This window comes from Curtobacterium herbarum, assembly GCF_016907335.1.
Classification (GTDB): Bacteria; Actinomycetota; Actinomycetes; order Actinomycetales; family Microbacteriaceae; genus Curtobacterium; species Curtobacterium herbarum.
The window spans coordinates 2,699,197-2,714,073 of the sequence record NZ_JAFBBT010000001.1; the positions used below are offsets into that span (position 1 = coordinate 2,699,197).

The following is a 14,877-nucleotide window of genomic DNA, read 5'->3' on the forward strand; positions in this document are numbered from 1 at the left end:
CACGGGGCGTCGTGACCGCTCGGCGAGAGCCGGGCGGGCAGGACGAGCCGGCGTCAGCCCATCGTGGCGTACGAGATGCACGCGTCGCGGAACATGCCGAGCGTCTCGTCCGTCGTGGACGCGAACGCGGAGACCCGCACCTCGCCCAGGCGCGCGGTCGCCGTGACGCCGTGGTTGTGCATCGCCGCGGTGAGCGCCGTGAGCCGGCCGGCGGCAGGGCGGAGGACGACGATGCCGGCACGCTCCCGGGGGTCGCGGCTGGACTCGACGGGCAGCCCGAACTCGTCGGCGATGTCGATGATCCGGTCGATCCGGTCGGCGATGCGCTCCTGCACGGCGGTGACCCCGACGGCGGTGAGGCGCTCGAGCGACACGGCGAGGCGCGCCTGGGACACGGGGTCCACCCGCGACATGGCGAACGCGGCGGCTGCGGGGCGGACGCTCGGCACCTCGGTCGGCCAGCCGCTGGTGCCGTGCGGTCCGGACAGCGCCGGCTTGACGCGTTCGAGGGCCCGGTCGCTGAACGCGGTGAAGCCGGTGCCCCACCCGGCGTGCAACCACTTCTGCCCACCGGTGGCGACGACGTCGGCGACCTCGTACGGGGCATCGACGACGCCGAAGCCCTGGATGGCATCGACGATGAGCAGGCGGTCGCCGATGACGTCCCGGACGGCGGCGAGGTCGGCGAGGTAGCCGGTCCGCCAGTCGACGAGGGACAGCGCGACCGCGGTGACCTCGTCGGAGAGTCGCTCGCGGATGCGGTCGGGCGTGAGCCAGCCGGCGCCGGACTCGATCACGACGGGCTGCACGCGACCGCCGGTGGCCGAGGCGGCGCTGGCGAGGGCGAGCGGCAGCGACGGGTACTCGTCCGCGGCGACGAGCACCCCGCCGGTCAGGCCGAAGGCGGTGTGCAGCAGGCCGGGGGTGGTGGCGGTCTGCGAGACGACCTGGTCCTCCCGGCGACGGACGAGTCGGGCGGCGACGGCACGGACGCGGGCGTCCTGCTCGTCGAGCGTCTCGATCGCCCCGAAGCGCATGTGCTCCTGGATGTGGCCGAGGACGCGCTGTTCCTCGAGGACGGCGGTCTGCACGGGGCCGAAGGCAGCGTGGTCGAGGTAACCGGGCTCCTCGGCGAAGCCGGCGACGTACTCGTCGATCGTGGTCACGGGTGCACCTTCCAGTGGGCAGAACCCTGTGAGCCTACTGGGACCCGGAGGTCGGGGCGAATGCAGTCCGCGAAGCGCCGGGAGCAGGTACCGGGTACCGGCAAGCCCTGAGCGGACCTCGCTTCCTGTGCAACAGCACAGACAGACAGACAGACAGACAGGACCACCAGCGCAGGCGGACAGGCGCACCAGCGCCGGCACCGGCACCGGCACCGCGCCCGAGCTCGGCCCTCAGCCCCCGAACCGCCGCGACCGCAACCCGAAGTCGCGCACCGCCCGGAGGAAGTCGACCTCGCGGAGGTCCGGGTAGAACGCCTCGACGAAGTAGAACTCGCTGTGCGCGCTCTGCCACAGCAGGAAGTCCGACAGCCGCTGCTCCCCCGACGTCCGGATCATCAGGTCCGGGTCCGGCTGCCCCTGTGTGTAGAGGTGGTCGCCGATGAGCTCGGGCGTCAGCACCTCGGCCAGGGTGTCGAGCGTCCCGCCGCCTTCACCGTGGCTGCGGACGATGCTCCGCATGGCGTCGGCGATCTCCCGGCGCCCGCCGTACCCGACCGCGAGGTTGATGTGCAGCCCGGTGTGGTCGGCGGTGCGGGCTTCGGCCGCGGCGAGCGCCGCCACCAGCTCCGGCGGCAGCCCGTCGTTCGAGCCCACGTGCTGGACGCGCCAGGTGCGGTGCTGCGACAGCCGCTCCGCCAGATCCGCGATGATCCCGACGAGCTGGTCGAGCTCCTCGCCGCCGCGGCCCTTCAGGTTGTCGGCGGACAGCAGGTAGAGCGTGACGACCTGGATGTCGAGGTCGTCGCACCAGGACAGGAACTCGGGGATCTTCGCCGCCCCCGCCCGGTGGCCGTGCGCCGCGGTCTCGAGGCCGAGCTGCCGAGCCCACCGACGGTTGCCGTCGACGATCATCGCGACGTGGCGGGGCTTCTGCGCACCGTCGATCTCGCGTCGGATGCGCTTCTGGTAGGCGCGGTAGAGGAGCCCACGCCCCGCCCATCCCAGCCTGCCCGTCACGGCGTCGACTGTAGTGCAAGCACCCCTCGTGTCGACTCCCAGCCACCGCCCCGTCCCCCGGCCGTACGGTCGGAGCATGCAGTCAGACCAGGGCGCGCCCGCCCTCCCCCACGTGCCGTTCACGGAGGAGGCCGAGACCACCCCGACCATGGTCGGCGCCGCCGACACCCGCCCGGCATGGCGCGGTTGGATCCACGCCGGCACGTTCCCGCTCGCCGCGGCGATGGGGATCGTGCTCATCACCCTCGCGGCCACCCCGGCGGCGAAGGGTGCGAGCGCGGTCTTCATGGCGACGTCGCTCATCATGTTCGGCGTCTCGGCGACCTACCACCGCTTCCCCTGGCGCCCGGTCGTCAAGCGCGTGCTCAAGCGCATCGACCACACGAACATCTTCCTGCTCATCGCCGGCACGTACACGCCCGTCGCGGTCTGCGCGCTGCCGCACGAGCTGATGGTGATCGTGCTGTGGGTGATGTGGGGCGGCGCACTGCTCGGTGTCGCGTTCCGCGTCTTCTGGATCGGCGCCCCGCGGTGGCTGTACGTGCCGCTCTACCTGGCGCTCGGCTGCGCGGCGTTCCTGATCCTGCCGCAGCTCTTCGCCGCGAGCGTCCCGATGACGGTGCTCGTCCTCGCCGGCGGGGTGGCGTACATCCTCGGAGCAGCGGTCTACGGCTTCAAGCGTCCGAACCCCTCGCCGACGTTCTTCGGCTTCCACGAGGTCTTCCACGCCCTCACGGTCGTCGCGTTCGTGGTGCAGTGGGCCGGCATCCTCGTGATCGCGCTGCACCCCGTCCGCTGACCTCGTCACCGCCGGCGGCGGGCCGGGCCACACGACGGACGGGAGGCTCCCCACCAGCTGGTGGGGAGCCTCCCGTCCGTGGTGTGGTCGGGTCGACCACCGGGTCGCGTCAGCCGCGCTCGGTGTCGTCGCCGACGTCGGCCCGACCGTCCTCGGCAGCGCGACGGGACGGCTCGTCCGTCACCACGGCGTCCCCCGTGTCACCGGCGACCTCGGCCTCCAGGCGCTCCCGGATCTCGGCGCGGTAGCGGGTCCGGCGGATGCGCCGGGTCATGTCGACGACGAGCAGGATCGTCACGATCGCGACCAGGGCGATGGCGACGAAGCCGGCGACCCCCGGGGTGACGTCGACGTCGGGGACGCCGCTCGGGCTCGGGCTGGGGGTGGTGGCGGCCAGTACCGCGGCGATGGTGCTCACGCGTGCGCGTCCTCTTCGGATGGGATGCCTGCGAACAGGTCGGACTCGGGGAGCTCGGTGGGGACCCGGGACTCGACGAGCTGGTAGTCCTCGGTCGGCCAGACCTCGGCGAGCAGGTCGTTCGGCCAGTAGAAGAAGGGGCTGTCCGGCGGCACCTGGCTGGCGTGCGCGCGGAGGGCAGCGTCACGGGACTCGAAGTACTCGTGCACGTCGACGTGTGACGTGGCGAGGTCCGGCCGGTCCGCGAACCGGGCGACCCATTCGCCGAGCTGCTCGAGCAGGGGGTTCTCCGGCTCGCGCTCCCGCAGGGCGTCGTGGAAGGCGGAGAAGCGGCGCGGGTTCATCGTGCGCTCGTAGTAGAGCTTCGCGACGGACCAGGCAGGGCCGGCGTCCGGGTACTGCTCGGGGTCGGCGGCGGCGTGCCAGGCGGCGACCGAGACCTCGTGCGTCCGGATGTGGTCGGGGTGCGGGTAGCCGCCGTTCTCGTCGTAGGTGACCAGCACGTGCGGGCGGAAGCGCCGGATCACGCGGACCAGTGCCTCGGTGCTGTACTCGAGCGGGACGGTCGAGAAGGTGCCGGGACGGACGGTCTCGCCCTTCTCGGCGTCGGGCAGACCGGAGTCGTGGTAGCCGAGCCAGAGGTGGTCGATGCCGAGGGCTGCCTGCGCGGCGGCCATCTCGGTCCGCCGGAAGCCCGCCATGTCACGGTGCGCCCGGGCCTTGGCGGCGTCGGAGAGCTGCTCGTTGAGGATGTCCCCCGCTTCGCCACCGGTGCACGAGACGACGAGGACCTGGGCGCCCTCGGCCACGTACTTCGCCGCCGTGGCCGCTCCCTTGCTCGACTCGTCGTCGGGGTGGGCGTGCACGGCCAGCAGACGATGGGGCACGGCGTTCCTTCACAGCTCACGGACTTGCGGTCGCGGGTGGCGCACGGCGAGCGTGAACTACCCTGGGATCAGGATAATCACCCCGGGAGCCCCGAACTGTCCGATCAGCACCACGCCCCAGCAGGCGGAACCGCACGCGGCACGTCCACCGTCCTCGACGGCCGGACGTCACTCGACGACCGGTACGGACGCAGTGCGGACACCCGGCGCCGCGGCAAGCTGCTGGCCGTCGTGATCGCGGTCGCCATCGCGGTCGTGTTCGCCGTCTGGGTGATCTGGGCGGGGCCGGGGCAGACCACGCACGGGCTCGACACCGACGACGTCGGGTACGAGGTCCTGTCCGACCACAGCGTCGTCGTGCACACCCAGGTCGCCGTCGACCCGGGCACCAGTGTGCAGTGCGCGGTGCAGGCGCTCGACAAGTCGTACACGATCGTCGGCTGGCGGGTCGTGACGCTGCCGGCAGAGGAGCAGCGCGACCGGTCGATCTCCACGCAGGTCAACACGACGACCCGGGCCGTCACCGGGTTGATCCACTCGTGCTGGGTTCCCTAGACTGCTCGGAATCACGGATCGAGACCGGCCGCCGGCCGGTCTCGATTCTTTTGCGCCACACGCTGTGACCGGTCCCGACCGCCACGGCCGAAGGGAAACGACATGAGCAACGACACGCAGGGCACCTGGCTGACCCAGGAGGCGTTCGACCGTCTCACCGCCGAGCTCGAGCAGCTCTCCGGCCCGGCCCGCATCGAGATCGCGAGCCGCATCGAGGCTGCCCGTGAAGAGGGCGACCTCAAGGAGAACGGTGGCTACCACGCCGCCAAGGACGAGCAGGGCAAGATCGAGGCCCGCATCCGCGCCCTCACCGAGCTCCTCAAGCACGCCACGGTCACGGAAGCGCAGTTCGACGGCACCGTCGAGCCGGGCACCGTCGTCACCGCCACGATCGCCGGCGACCCGTCGACGTTCCTGGTCGGCAACCGCGAGATCGTCGCCGAGGGCTCGGACCTGACCGTGTACAGCCCGGTCAGCCCGGTGGGTGCCGCGATCGTCGGGCTCCGCGCCGGCGACTCGACGACCTACACGGCGCCGAACGGCAAGGAGATCGCCGTCCAGGTGACGAACGTCGAGCGCTACGAGCCGTAGGCCCGCACCACCGGACGGCATCGGACACCCCAGCCCGGCGTGCGGCGCCTCACGCGCACGCCGGGCTGTCGCGTGTGCGGGCTCGTGCGCGCGGGCTCGTGCGCGTGCCAGCCCGCGCCGGCGCGAGTGGTCACGACACCCCGCTCACTTCCGCCGACCGGTCACGATCTGTCGCTCTCCGCGCCCCAGACCGACGGGACGTGACCAGTCGGCAGCCCGGGCTCGGCGAGTCCGCGCCGGTCGGGGACCGGGGACGTGACCAGTCGGCAGCCCAGGCTGGGCGAGTCCCCCGCCGGTCGGGGACCGGGGACCGGGGCCGTCTGGAGGCTCGACCACCGTCCGCCAGGTCGGCACGCGCCTCCTGACCAGACCTCGCGTTCAGCCGGACCGACCGTGCGGCGAGCGGTCACGACGCACCGCGGGCAGGCCGCCGAACGGTCACGAACCGTCGGTCCGAGCTCCCCAAACCGACAGAACGTGGCCAGTCGGCAATGCACGCACGGCGGGTGCGGCGGCCGGCACCGCACGCGCGACGGGTGCGACAGGTGCGACAGGTGCGACAGGTGCGACAGGTGCGACAGGTGCGACAGTCGACACCTTGCAGGAACGCGGCGCTCAGCGTGCGGGGAGGGCGTTCCAGACGTGGCCCCAGGCCGCCTCGAACGCGACCGCGTCCACCCTGCCCGCACGCAGCGCCTCCTCGAACGCCGACAGTGCGTCGAGGGACACCGCGAACAGGTGCACCTGGCCGTGCACCTCGGGGTGACCGCTGCCGTGGAACGTCGTCACGGTGAGCGACCGGACGAGCGGACGCAGCCGCCGCGTGGCCGACCGGAGGACCGCGAACCCGAGCGCGTAGAGGGCGAACCCGACGACGGCGCCGAGCACCGGAGCGGCGGTCCAGGCGACCGTGGCCGCTCCCGCCACCACCAGGCCCGCCAGCGGCCAGGCGTGCGCGACCCGCAGCAGCAGCCGTTCGTGTCGGTCCGTGCCGGGCGGGTAGACGACGAGCGTCCGGGTCTCCCACATCGTGCGGCCGACCGGGCGGACGTCGAGCCGGCCCCAGCGGTGCGGTCCGTCGGCGATCCGGGTGCGGACGCCGTCGACGGCGGTCATCGCGACGCCTCGGTCGACGTCACGGTCGCCACGATCTCCCGCTCCGCCAGGGCCTGAGGGGCGAGCGCACGAGGGGTCAGCGCACGATGGGTCAGCGCACGATGGGTCAGGGCCTGTCGGCACGGGAAGCAGACCAGGTCCCCGACCGCCACGTCGGCCGGCACGACGAGCACGGCAGCCCCGGCAGCCTGGTCGACACCGGCTGCCTCGTCGACACCGGCTGCCTCGTCGAACACGGCTCCGGCAGCGGCCCCGGCACCGGCGCGCTCCGCCGGGACCTCCCCCACGACCGCGGTCGCCCGGGGCGCCGTGGTCCGTCGTCCGATCAGCCGCGCCTCGTCGAGCACCGCGCACGCCGGCAGCACCGCGTCGAGCTCGAGCACGAGCCCGCCGTCCGTCCGCCGCACCCCGGTCACCGCGGCGACCGCGACGCTCATCCCCCGCGGTGTCCAGTCACGCGAGCGGTAGCGGGGCGGAGCCTCCTCCGCAGTGTGCACGCACGGGGTGCCGGCGACGTCGGCGAGGCGGGACATCGACACGGCGCTGACGCGCACGTCGTCGGTCGTGGGCTCGGTGTGCGCCGGCCAGGCCGACGCGTCGAGCGGGTCGGGGATCGAGGCACGGAGCGACGGGAGGATCGCGGTCAGGGTCATGTTGACGAGCCTCACCCCGGCAGCACCGGCGTGGTGCGCTCCTCACGGCTCGCTGACGCCCGCCGGACGGATCCGTGCGCGGCGCTGACAGGACGACACCGACCGACGGCCGCTGACCGGCGAGCACCGACCGACGAGCACCGGCCGACGAGCACCGACCGGCGAGCACCGAGAGACAGCACCGACCGGCACGGCCGGGAGGCCCGTGGCCCGTCGGGCGCGCGCCGCACGTCGGAGCCGTAGCGGGCCTCCAGGCCGGTCCGGTCGCACCGGAGGACCGGCGGCGACCCGTCCGTCAGTTGGTGAGCTGCTCCGGGCGGAACCCGGCTTCCTGCAGGCGCGCCATCACCTCGTCGGCGTGGTCCGGTCCGCGCGCCTCGATCGACAAGTCGAGCGCGACCTCGTTGATGACGAGCCCCTGGCCGTGGCGGGTGTGCAGGACCTCGACGACGTTGGCGCCGGCGTCCGAGATGATCTGCGAGACGCGGGCCAGCTGGCCGGGACGGTCCGGCAGCATGATCCGGATGCCGATGTACCGCGAGGCGGCGACCAGGCCGCGCGTGATGATCCGCTCCATCATGAGCGGGTCGATGTTGCCCCCGCTGAGCAGCACCACGGTCCGGCCGGTGTCGTGCACGGCGCCGGACATGATCGCGGCGACCCCGACCGCTCCCGCTGCCTCGACCACGAGCTTGGCGCGCTCGAGGAGCACGAGCAGGGCCCGGGCGGTGTCGTCGTCCGAGACGGTGACGATCTCGTCGACCAGGTCCCGGATGATCGGGAAGTTCATGTCGCCGGGACGTGCGACCGCGATGCCGTCCGAGATCGTCGGCGAGGTCGTGATCGTCAGCGGCTCCCCCGCGACGATGGACGAGGGGTACGCGGCGGCGTTCTCGGCCTGCACGCCGATGACCCGGATCGTCCGGCCCAGGCGTTCGGCCAGGCCCTTGACGGCGATCGCGATGCCCGAGATGACCCCGCCACCGCCGATCGGGACGACGACCGTGTCGACGTCGGGGACCTGGTCGAGGATCTCGAAGCCGAGCGTGCCCTGTCCGGCGATGACGGCGGGGTGGTCGAACGGCGGGATGAAGACGGCTCCGGTGCGGGCGGCGAACTCCTTCGCGGCCGACAGCGCCTCCTCCACGGAGTGTCCACGCAGCACGACGTCGGCGCCGTACCGACGGGTGGCCTGCAGCTTCGGCAGGGCGACGCCGACCGGGGTGAAGATCGTCGCGGGGATGCCGAGCTCTCGGGCGGCGAACGCGACGCCCTGCGCGTGGTTGCCGGCGCTGGCGGCCACGACCCCGGCCTGCCGCTCGGCGGCCGACAGGGTCGACAGCCGGTTGTAGGCACCACGGACCTTGTACGCGCCGGTGCGCTGCAGGTTCTCGCACTTCAGGTGCACCGGTGAGCCGAGCAGGCCCTCCAGGAACTTCGACGTCTCCATCGGCGTGACCCGTGCGACGCCCGCGATCGTCTCGCGCGCAGCCTCGATGTCGGCGAGCGTGGGGATCGGCGAAGCAGTCGTGTCGGTCACGGTCCCATCATCGTCGGTCGTGGAGTGTGCAGCTGCCACGTGACGCTCAGTTGGTGCTGGCGGTGCCCGGCTCGGCGGCCGGCTCGGCGTCGGTGCCCGGCGCCGGTACCTCGTCGCCGACCTGGTGCCGCCGTCGCCGGAGCTGGATGCGTCCGTGCTGGCCGCGCTTCGGGATGGCCTCGAGGACGTGGTCGGAGTCGAGCCCGCGCCAGCGTCCGCTCGCGATCGTCGTGACCATCGCGTTGAGGGTGGCGATGAGCGGGACGGCGAAGAACGCACCGGCGATGCCGGCCAGACCGGAGGCCGCGGTCACGCCGAGCACGACGGCCAGCGGGTGGACCTTGACGGCGTTGCCCATCACGAGCGGCTGCAGGATGTGCCCCTCGATCTGCTGGACGAGCAGCACGATGCCGAGCACCAGGACGGCGGCGAGCGGGCCGTTGAAGATGAGGGCGACGAAGACGGCCAGGAAGCCCGTGACGATCGCACCGACGACCGGGATGAACGCGCCGAGGAACACGATCGCGGCGATCGGGATCACCAGCGGCATGCCGCCGAAGAACAGGCCGACGATGAACGCACCGAGCCCGATGCCGACCGCGTCGACGAACGCGACGAAGATCTGCACGCGGATGAAGCTCGTCAGGGTGATCCAGCCGGCGACACCCGCACCGTCGACGGTCGCCCGGGCCTTGCGCGGGAACAGGCGGACGGTCCACCGCCAGACGTTCTTGCCGTCGATGAGCAGGAAGATCGTGGTGAACAGGATGATGAACAGCGCCTCGAACACGTGCGTGGCGCTCGAACCGGCGCTGGCGACCCCGGACAGGATCGTGCCCGAGTGTTCCTGCACCCACTTCGTGGCGTCATCGAGCCACTGGTTGACGTCTTTCTGTGAGATCCCGAATCCGGAGTTGAGCACGAACTGCCGCACGTTGCCGTACTGGGACACCATGCGGTCGCGGAGGGACGGGTACGAGGCGATGATCTGGTCGATCACGAGCCACACCAGTGCCGCCACGGCGGCGAGCCCACCGAGCAGGCTGATGATCACCGCGAGCCACTTCGGGACGTGCCAGCGCTGCAGCCGGTTCGAGATCGGCACGAGCAGTGCGGAGATCACGACGCCGATGAGGAAGGGGATGAGGATCTCGCTGAAGATCGTCACCAGCCAGATGAAGAGGGCGATGACCCCCGCGACGACGAGCACGCGCCACGAGAACGCTCCCGCGATGCGCATGCCGAGCGGTACCGAGTCCTCGACCACGGGGTCGGGATGAGTCTTCTTTCCCCATGCCATCCCGCCACTGTAGCCACGCGGAACCGGGGATGTACCGGTCGGGGCATGTGTGACCCCGGGGGGGCCGGATCCGGGCGTCGGCGGCCCTCGGTAGCGTTCCGGTCATGGTCAGGACCACGCTCTCCGCCGCCGAGGCCCGCCGCGTCGCCCTGGCTGCCCAGGGCTTCGGCCGGGCGACCTCGGCAGCGCCCGTGACGACTCGTTCGGTGTCGGCTGGCCTGGCCCGGCTCGGGGTGCTGCAGATCGACTCCGTAAACGTCTTCGAGCGCAGCCACTACCTGCCGCTCTTCGCCCGGCTCGGCCCCTACGACAAGGGCACCCTCGACCGGTTGACGCTGACGCAGCGCAGCCCCTGGATCGAGTACTGGGCGCACGAGGCCGCGTTCGTCCCCCGGGAGGACCTGCGGCTGTTCCACTGGCGGATGGCGGCGTACCGGCAGCGCGACACCACGAACCCGCTCCGGGTCGCCGGCGTCGAACGCACCGCACGGGTCCGGGGCGAACTGCTGGCCCTGCTCGCCGCCGAGGGGCCGATGCCCGCGAGCGCCGTCGAGCACGAGTCGAACGTCCGACGCGGACCGTGGTGGGGGTGGAGCGACGTGAAGCACGGGCTCGAGCAGCTGTTCCGGTGGGGTGACGTGGTCAGCGCCGGACGGTCGGGGTTCGAGCGGGTCTACGCGCTGCCCGAGCAGGTGCTGCCGGCGGGGTACTTCGAGGCCGCGCCCGACCGGGCCGATGCCGTACGGGAGCTCGTCCGCCGCTCCGCCCGGGCCTTGGGTGTCGGCACCCGCGCCGACCTGGCCGACCACCACCGGCTGCGCTCCGACGACACCGCCGCCGCGATCGCCGACCTGCAGGACGCCGGGGAACTGGTGCCGGTGTCGGTCGAGGGGTGGCGCGACCGGGCGTGGATGCACGTCGACGCCCGGGTGCCCCGTCGAGTCGAGGTCGACGCGGTGCTCAGCCCCTTCGACCCCGTCGTGTGGTTCCGACCGCGGGCGGAGCGGCTGTTCGACTTCCACTACCGGATCGAGATCTACACCCCGGCGCCGAAGCGGGTGTTCGGGTACTACGTGCTGCCGGTGCTGCAGGACGACGTGCTGGTCGGGCGGATCGACCTGAAGAGCGATCGGCAGCGCGGGGTGCTGCACGTCCGGACGGCGTGGCACGAACCGGCAGCAGTGATCGACGTCGAGCGGCTGGCCGTACTGCTCCGGCGGACGGCTGCCTGGCAGGGGCTCGACGGGGTCGAGGTCACCGACCGCGGCACCGCTGCCGGCGCGCTGGCAGCAGCGCTCGGCGTCGTCCCGGTCGAGGCACCGGAGCTCGGTGCCGTCCCGGTCGACTGACGGCGGTCGGTGTGGTGGTCGCCGCGGTGGTCGCCGTGGTGCTCGCTAGAACTGCACCCGCGGCGGCTCGGCGATCGCGGCGGGCTCGGCGGTCTCGAAGAACGGTGCCTCGCCGACCCCGCGACGTTTGGCGATGCTCGACGCCGGGAACGACTTCACCTTGGTGTTGAGTTCGCGGACGCCACCGTTGTAGTGCCGGCGGGCGGACTGGATCTTGTCCTCGGTCGAGACCAGCCGCGACTGCAGCTCGAGGAAGGACTGGCTGGACTGCAGCTGCGGGTACCCCTCGGCGACCCGGAACACGCCCCGCAGCGCCTTCTGCATGTGCCCCTCGGCAGCGGAGGCGGCGACCGCGTCGTGCGCGGCCAGCGTCTCGGCGCGGGCGTCGGTGACGGCCGCGATCGCGGACTTCTCGTGCGCGGCGTGACCCTGCACGGTGTCGACGATCGTCGGGATGAGCTCGGCGCGTTCCTGCAGCTGGGCGGCGATCTCGGCCCAGGCGGTGTCGACGCGGTGCTGCAGCGCGGTGAGGGACTTCTGGCTCGCCCAGAACCAGATCCCGATCACCACGAGGACGACGACCACAACGCCGATCACGATGAGCGTCGTGACGAGTCCGGTGTCCATTCGGGCGTACTCCTTTGCGCGTCGGGCCGCAGTTGCGTGCGGACCTCCGCAGCCCGCTGGTCGGACCTCAGCGGTCCGGATCGATCCTACCGAGCACCTCTGAGCACCCTCTCCGCCGGCCCATCTTCACGGCCGATTCCCGAGTGACGCACACCGAGCTCGCGGGCCACGTCCGGTACAGCCCCCGGGTCCCACTCAGGAACGGCCGCCGGAGCCGCGGAAGCGGGGTGTTCCTCCGCGCGGGGTGTTGACCGGAGCGCCCGGATCGCGTGGGATGGACCGGATGGACACGGCCGGGGACAACGTGCAGCACCGGGACGTCGGGGGCGACGCCCGACCTCGACGACCCCGCAGGACCGCCGCGGCCCGCCTGCTGGTCGCGGCGCTCGGCCTGGTGCTCCTGCCCCTGGCGTCCGTCCCAGCCCTGGCGACGACGCTCCCCGGGGCCGAGACGCTGACCCGCGCCGCGGGCACGGACTCCAGCACCGGCACCGGCACCGGCACCGGCACCGCAGCCACGCCGGCAACCCAGGCGTCGCAGACGAAGGCCCCGGCCTCCACGAACCCCGCACCGGCCCCCGGCGCGAGCGACGCCACGAGCCCGGCCCCCACGACCACCCCCACCCCACCGTCCGGCGGCGCCCCGACCGCACCCACGATCGTGGACCCGGGGGACATCACGACCGCCCTCGCGCGCTTCACCGGCCGGGCGACCCCGGGCCACCAGGTCCGTGTCGCCGAACCCGCCGTCCCCTCTGCCTCGGTCTGCCGTGCCACGGCGACGACGACCGGGGACTGGTCCTGCGTCGGGACGGTCCACTCCGGCCCCGCGCAGGTCTTCACCGTCCTGGACACGACGGCGTCCGCACTGCCGAGTGCCGATGCCGCGCCGTCGGACGTCATCGTCCCGCCGACCATCGACGCCCGTCGGCCCAGCACGGGGACGGTCACCGGGACCGGCCACCCGGGCGCCACCGTGACCGTCAGCCGGTCCGGCTCCACCGCGGTGCTGACCGCCGTGGTCTCCGCCGGCGGCACCTGGACGGCCCGGTGGGGTTCCGGCGCGAGCGCACCGGCCGACGGCCCCGTCAGCGTCAGCGCCACCCAGACGGCGAGCACCGCGACCGGGTACCGCTCCGACCTCCGGAGTGCCGCCTCCGCCGCCCGGACCCTGGTCGTCGACCGGACCGCCCCGGCCGCACCACGGATCACCGCGCCGGCCCGGTCCGCCACGGTCGGTCCCGAGCGGGTCCGGATCGCGGGGACCGCCGAGCCGGACACCGTCGTCACCGCCTACGTCGACTCGACCGCGGTCTGCCAGGCGTCGGTCGCCGCCGACGGCACGTGGTCCTGCCGGGCCGCCGACAGCCTCCGCGCCGGGTCGCACCAGGTCCGGGCGGTCGCCCAGGACGAAGCGGGCAACGCCTCGTCCCCCGCGACCGCGCTCAGCTTCCGGGTCAGCGGGACCGCATCGTCCGCTCCGGCCACCAGCACGCCCGGGTCGACCTCGGGCAGCGGGACCGGCAGCGGCGCGGACGGCACCGGCGACGGGTCCACCGGCCCGACGAACAGTGCCGGCCAGACCGGCGGTCCCAGCCCCGCCGACGGCGCTGGCTCGACGACCGGCTCGGGCCCGACGAACGGTGCCGGCCCGACGAGCGGCGCCGGGCAGACCGGCGGCCCGGCCGGCGGCTCCGGTTCGGGCGGCGCCGGGACCCCCGGCAGCGCACTGCCCGGCGGACCCGGCAGCCACGGCGGTGGTCCGGACTGGACGGGTCCGGCGGGCGACTGGACCGTCGCCACGGGCTACGACCACGCCGTCCCCACCATCCAGTCCGCGTTCTCCTGGCGCACCCTCGCCGTCGCCGCGGGCGTCGCGGCCGCGTTCCTCCTGCTCGTCGCCGGTCCGGGGCGCGTCCTCGCCGGGGCCGTCCGGAGTCGGATGCCGTTCGGGGCCGCCCGCTTCACCGGCCGCAACCGCACCCGCTCCGAACGCCGCCGCGGTGACGACGCCGTCGCGAGCTGGATCACGATCACGATCGGGATCGCCGTCGCCGGTCTGCTCGCGCTCCTCGGCACCGGCATCGCGCTGGAGGCCCGCTACGTCCGCCTCGCGATCGGCGTCGTCGCCGGGGTCGCGGTGCTCAGCGCCGGTGTCGTCCTCACCACGCGCTGGACCGCCGGCGAGGACCGCCACACCGTCACCTACCGGCTCTCCCCCGGTCTGCTCCTGGCCGCCGTCCTGGCGAGTGGGCTGACCCGGGCCGCGGACCTCTCCCCCGCCCTCGTCGTCGGCGTCCTCCTCGTGCCGGTCGCCCGGACCGACCTGGACACCGCCGCCCTGCACCTCGGCCGGAGCGTCGCGGCCTGCGCGCGGAGTGCGACCTGGCGGTCGGTCGCACTGCTCGTCCTGGCGGTCGTCGGCTGGGTCCTGCACAGCGTCACCCCGTCCTCCGGGTTCGCCGGCTCGCTCGTCTCCGAGTTCGCCAGTACCCTCTGCGTCGGCGGCCTCGGATCGCTCGTCGTGACGCTGCTGCCCCTCCGCGGGACGGCGGGTGCCGCGCTCGCCTCGGTCTCCCGGCCCCGGTACGCAGCCCTCGCGGCGGTCGGCGTCGGCCTCGCCGCCGCCGTCTACTCCGGCACGGCCGGCACGCACGTCCCCGTCGCCGCGATGGCCACCGGCGTCGGCGTGGTCCTGCTGGCGGCCGCGGCCGCCTGGGCGTGGCTCCGGTTCGACGGGGCCGCCGTCCGGTCCTGAGTCGCCCCGCTCGCTGCGTGCGGTGGAGCCGGGGGTCCTGTCGGACGGGAGGCGCGGTGCGGCCCCGCCACGGACCTCCCGTCCGCCGCCGGCACCGTCAC

General features: G+C 73.3%; 14 protein-coding genes. 5 read left to right on the forward strand and 9 right to left on the reverse strand.

Annotation, left to right across the window (positions count from 1 at the left end; genetic code table 11):
• Positions 1 to 53: 53 nt before the first annotated feature.
• Together JOD51_RS12805 and JOD51_RS12810 are read right to left on the reverse strand one after the other, a co-directional pair.
• Complete coding sequence (locus JOD51_RS12805; protein ID WP_204609087.1) at positions 54 to 1,166, reverse strand: aminotransferase class V-fold PLP-dependent enzyme; 1,113 nt, start codon at positions 1,164 to 1,166, stop codon at positions 54 to 56.
• Between the two features lie 231 nt (positions 1,167 to 1,397).
• Positions 1,398 to 2,183: an isoprenyl transferase gene (locus JOD51_RS12810; protein ID WP_259557642.1), complete on the reverse strand. Its 786-nt coding sequence runs from the start codon at positions 2,181 to 2,183 to the stop codon at positions 1,398 to 1,400.
• Positions 2,184 to 2,259: 76 nt separating this feature from the next.
• Between JOD51_RS12810 and trhA the strand changes: the two genes are divergently transcribed.
• Positions 2,260 to 2,982, forward strand: coding sequence for a PAQR family membrane homeostasis protein TrhA (gene trhA / locus JOD51_RS12815; RefSeq protein ID WP_204609091.1), 723 nt, complete (start codon positions 2,260 to 2,262; stop codon positions 2,980 to 2,982).
• Positions 2,983 to 3,091: 109 nt separating this feature from the next.
• Here the strand turns inward: trhA and JOD51_RS12820 are convergent, their stop codons facing one another.
• Together JOD51_RS12820 and mca are read right to left on the reverse strand one after the other, a co-directional pair.
• Positions 3,092 to 3,400 carry a hypothetical protein gene (locus JOD51_RS12820; protein ID WP_204609093.1) on the reverse strand — a complete coding sequence of 103 codons (309 nt, stop codon included), beginning with the start codon at positions 3,398 to 3,400 and terminating at the stop codon, positions 3,092 to 3,094.
• Positions 3,397 to 4,287 carry a mycothiol conjugate amidase Mca gene (gene mca, locus JOD51_RS12825; protein WP_204609094.1) on the reverse strand — a complete coding sequence of 297 codons (891 nt, stop codon included), beginning with the start codon at positions 4,285 to 4,287 and terminating at the stop codon, positions 3,397 to 3,399. The genes JOD51_RS12820 and mca overlap by 4 nt, the downstream gene beginning before the upstream one ends.
• Before the next feature lie 231 nt (positions 4,288 to 4,518).
• On the opposite strand from mca, the gene JOD51_RS17585 reads away from it, so the two are divergent.
• Entirely contained in the window at positions 4,519 to 4,842 is a 324-nt protein-coding gene (locus JOD51_RS17585) for a DUF4307 domain-containing protein (RefSeq protein WP_181439381.1), read from the forward strand.
• A gap of 102 nt (positions 4,843 to 4,944) precedes the next feature.
• Positions 4,945 to 5,433, forward strand: a complete 489-nt coding sequence (gene greA / locus JOD51_RS12835; protein ID WP_204609096.1) for a transcription elongation factor GreA — start codon at positions 4,945 to 4,947, stop codon at positions 5,431 to 5,433.
• A gap of 615 nt (positions 5,434 to 6,048) precedes the next feature.
• Here the strand turns inward: greA and JOD51_RS12840 are convergent.
• The 4 genes from JOD51_RS12840 to JOD51_RS12855 all read right to left on the reverse strand — a co-directional run bounded on the left by JOD51_RS12840 (position 6,049) and on the right by JOD51_RS12855 (position 10,042).
• The gene (locus JOD51_RS12840) at positions 6,049 to 6,549 is read right to left on the reverse strand and encodes a DUF6611 family protein (RefSeq protein WP_204609098.1); all 501 of its coding nucleotides are present in this window, start codon (positions 6,547 to 6,549) and stop codon (positions 6,049 to 6,051) included.
• The gene (locus tag JOD51_RS12845) at positions 6,546 to 7,202 is read right to left on the reverse strand and encodes a hypothetical protein (protein ID WP_204609100.1); all 657 of its coding nucleotides are present in this window, start codon (positions 7,200 to 7,202) and stop codon (positions 6,546 to 6,548) included. Before JOD51_RS12845 ends, JOD51_RS12840 begins: the two co-directional genes overlap by 4 nt.
• Positions 7,203 to 7,497: 295 nt before the next feature.
• Positions 7,498 to 8,742 (reverse strand): threonine ammonia-lyase, encoded by a 1,245-nt coding sequence (gene ilvA, locus JOD51_RS12850; RefSeq protein WP_204609102.1) that lies wholly within the window; start codon positions 8,740 to 8,742, stop codon positions 7,498 to 7,500.
• A 46-nt stretch (positions 8,743 to 8,788) separates the two neighbouring features.
• Complete coding sequence (locus JOD51_RS12855; protein ID WP_239539874.1) at positions 8,789 to 10,042, reverse strand: AI-2E family transporter; 1,254 nt, start codon at positions 10,040 to 10,042, stop codon at positions 8,789 to 8,791.
• Between the two features lie 104 nt (positions 10,043 to 10,146).
• On the opposite strand from JOD51_RS12855, the gene JOD51_RS12860 reads away from it, so the two are divergent.
• Positions 10,147 to 11,391 (forward strand): winged helix-turn-helix domain-containing protein, encoded by a 1,245-nt coding sequence (locus JOD51_RS12860; RefSeq protein WP_204609104.1) that lies wholly within the window; start codon positions 10,147 to 10,149, stop codon positions 11,389 to 11,391.
• A 45-nt stretch (positions 11,392 to 11,436) separates the two neighbouring features.
• Here the strand turns inward: JOD51_RS12860 and JOD51_RS12865 are convergent, their stop codons facing one another.
• The gene (locus JOD51_RS12865) at positions 11,437 to 12,018 is read right to left on the reverse strand and encodes a LemA family protein (protein ID WP_204609106.1); all 582 of its coding nucleotides are present in this window, start codon (positions 12,016 to 12,018) and stop codon (positions 11,437 to 11,439) included.
• Between the two features lie 283 nt (positions 12,019 to 12,301).
• On the opposite strand from JOD51_RS12865, the gene JOD51_RS12870 reads away from it, so the two are divergent.
• The gene (locus JOD51_RS12870) at positions 12,302 to 14,776 is read left to right on the forward strand and encodes an Ig-like domain-containing protein (protein ID WP_204609108.1); all 2,475 of its coding nucleotides are present in this window, start codon (positions 12,302 to 12,304) and stop codon (positions 14,774 to 14,776) included.
• The last annotated feature ends 101 nt before the right edge of the window (positions 14,777 to 14,877 follow it).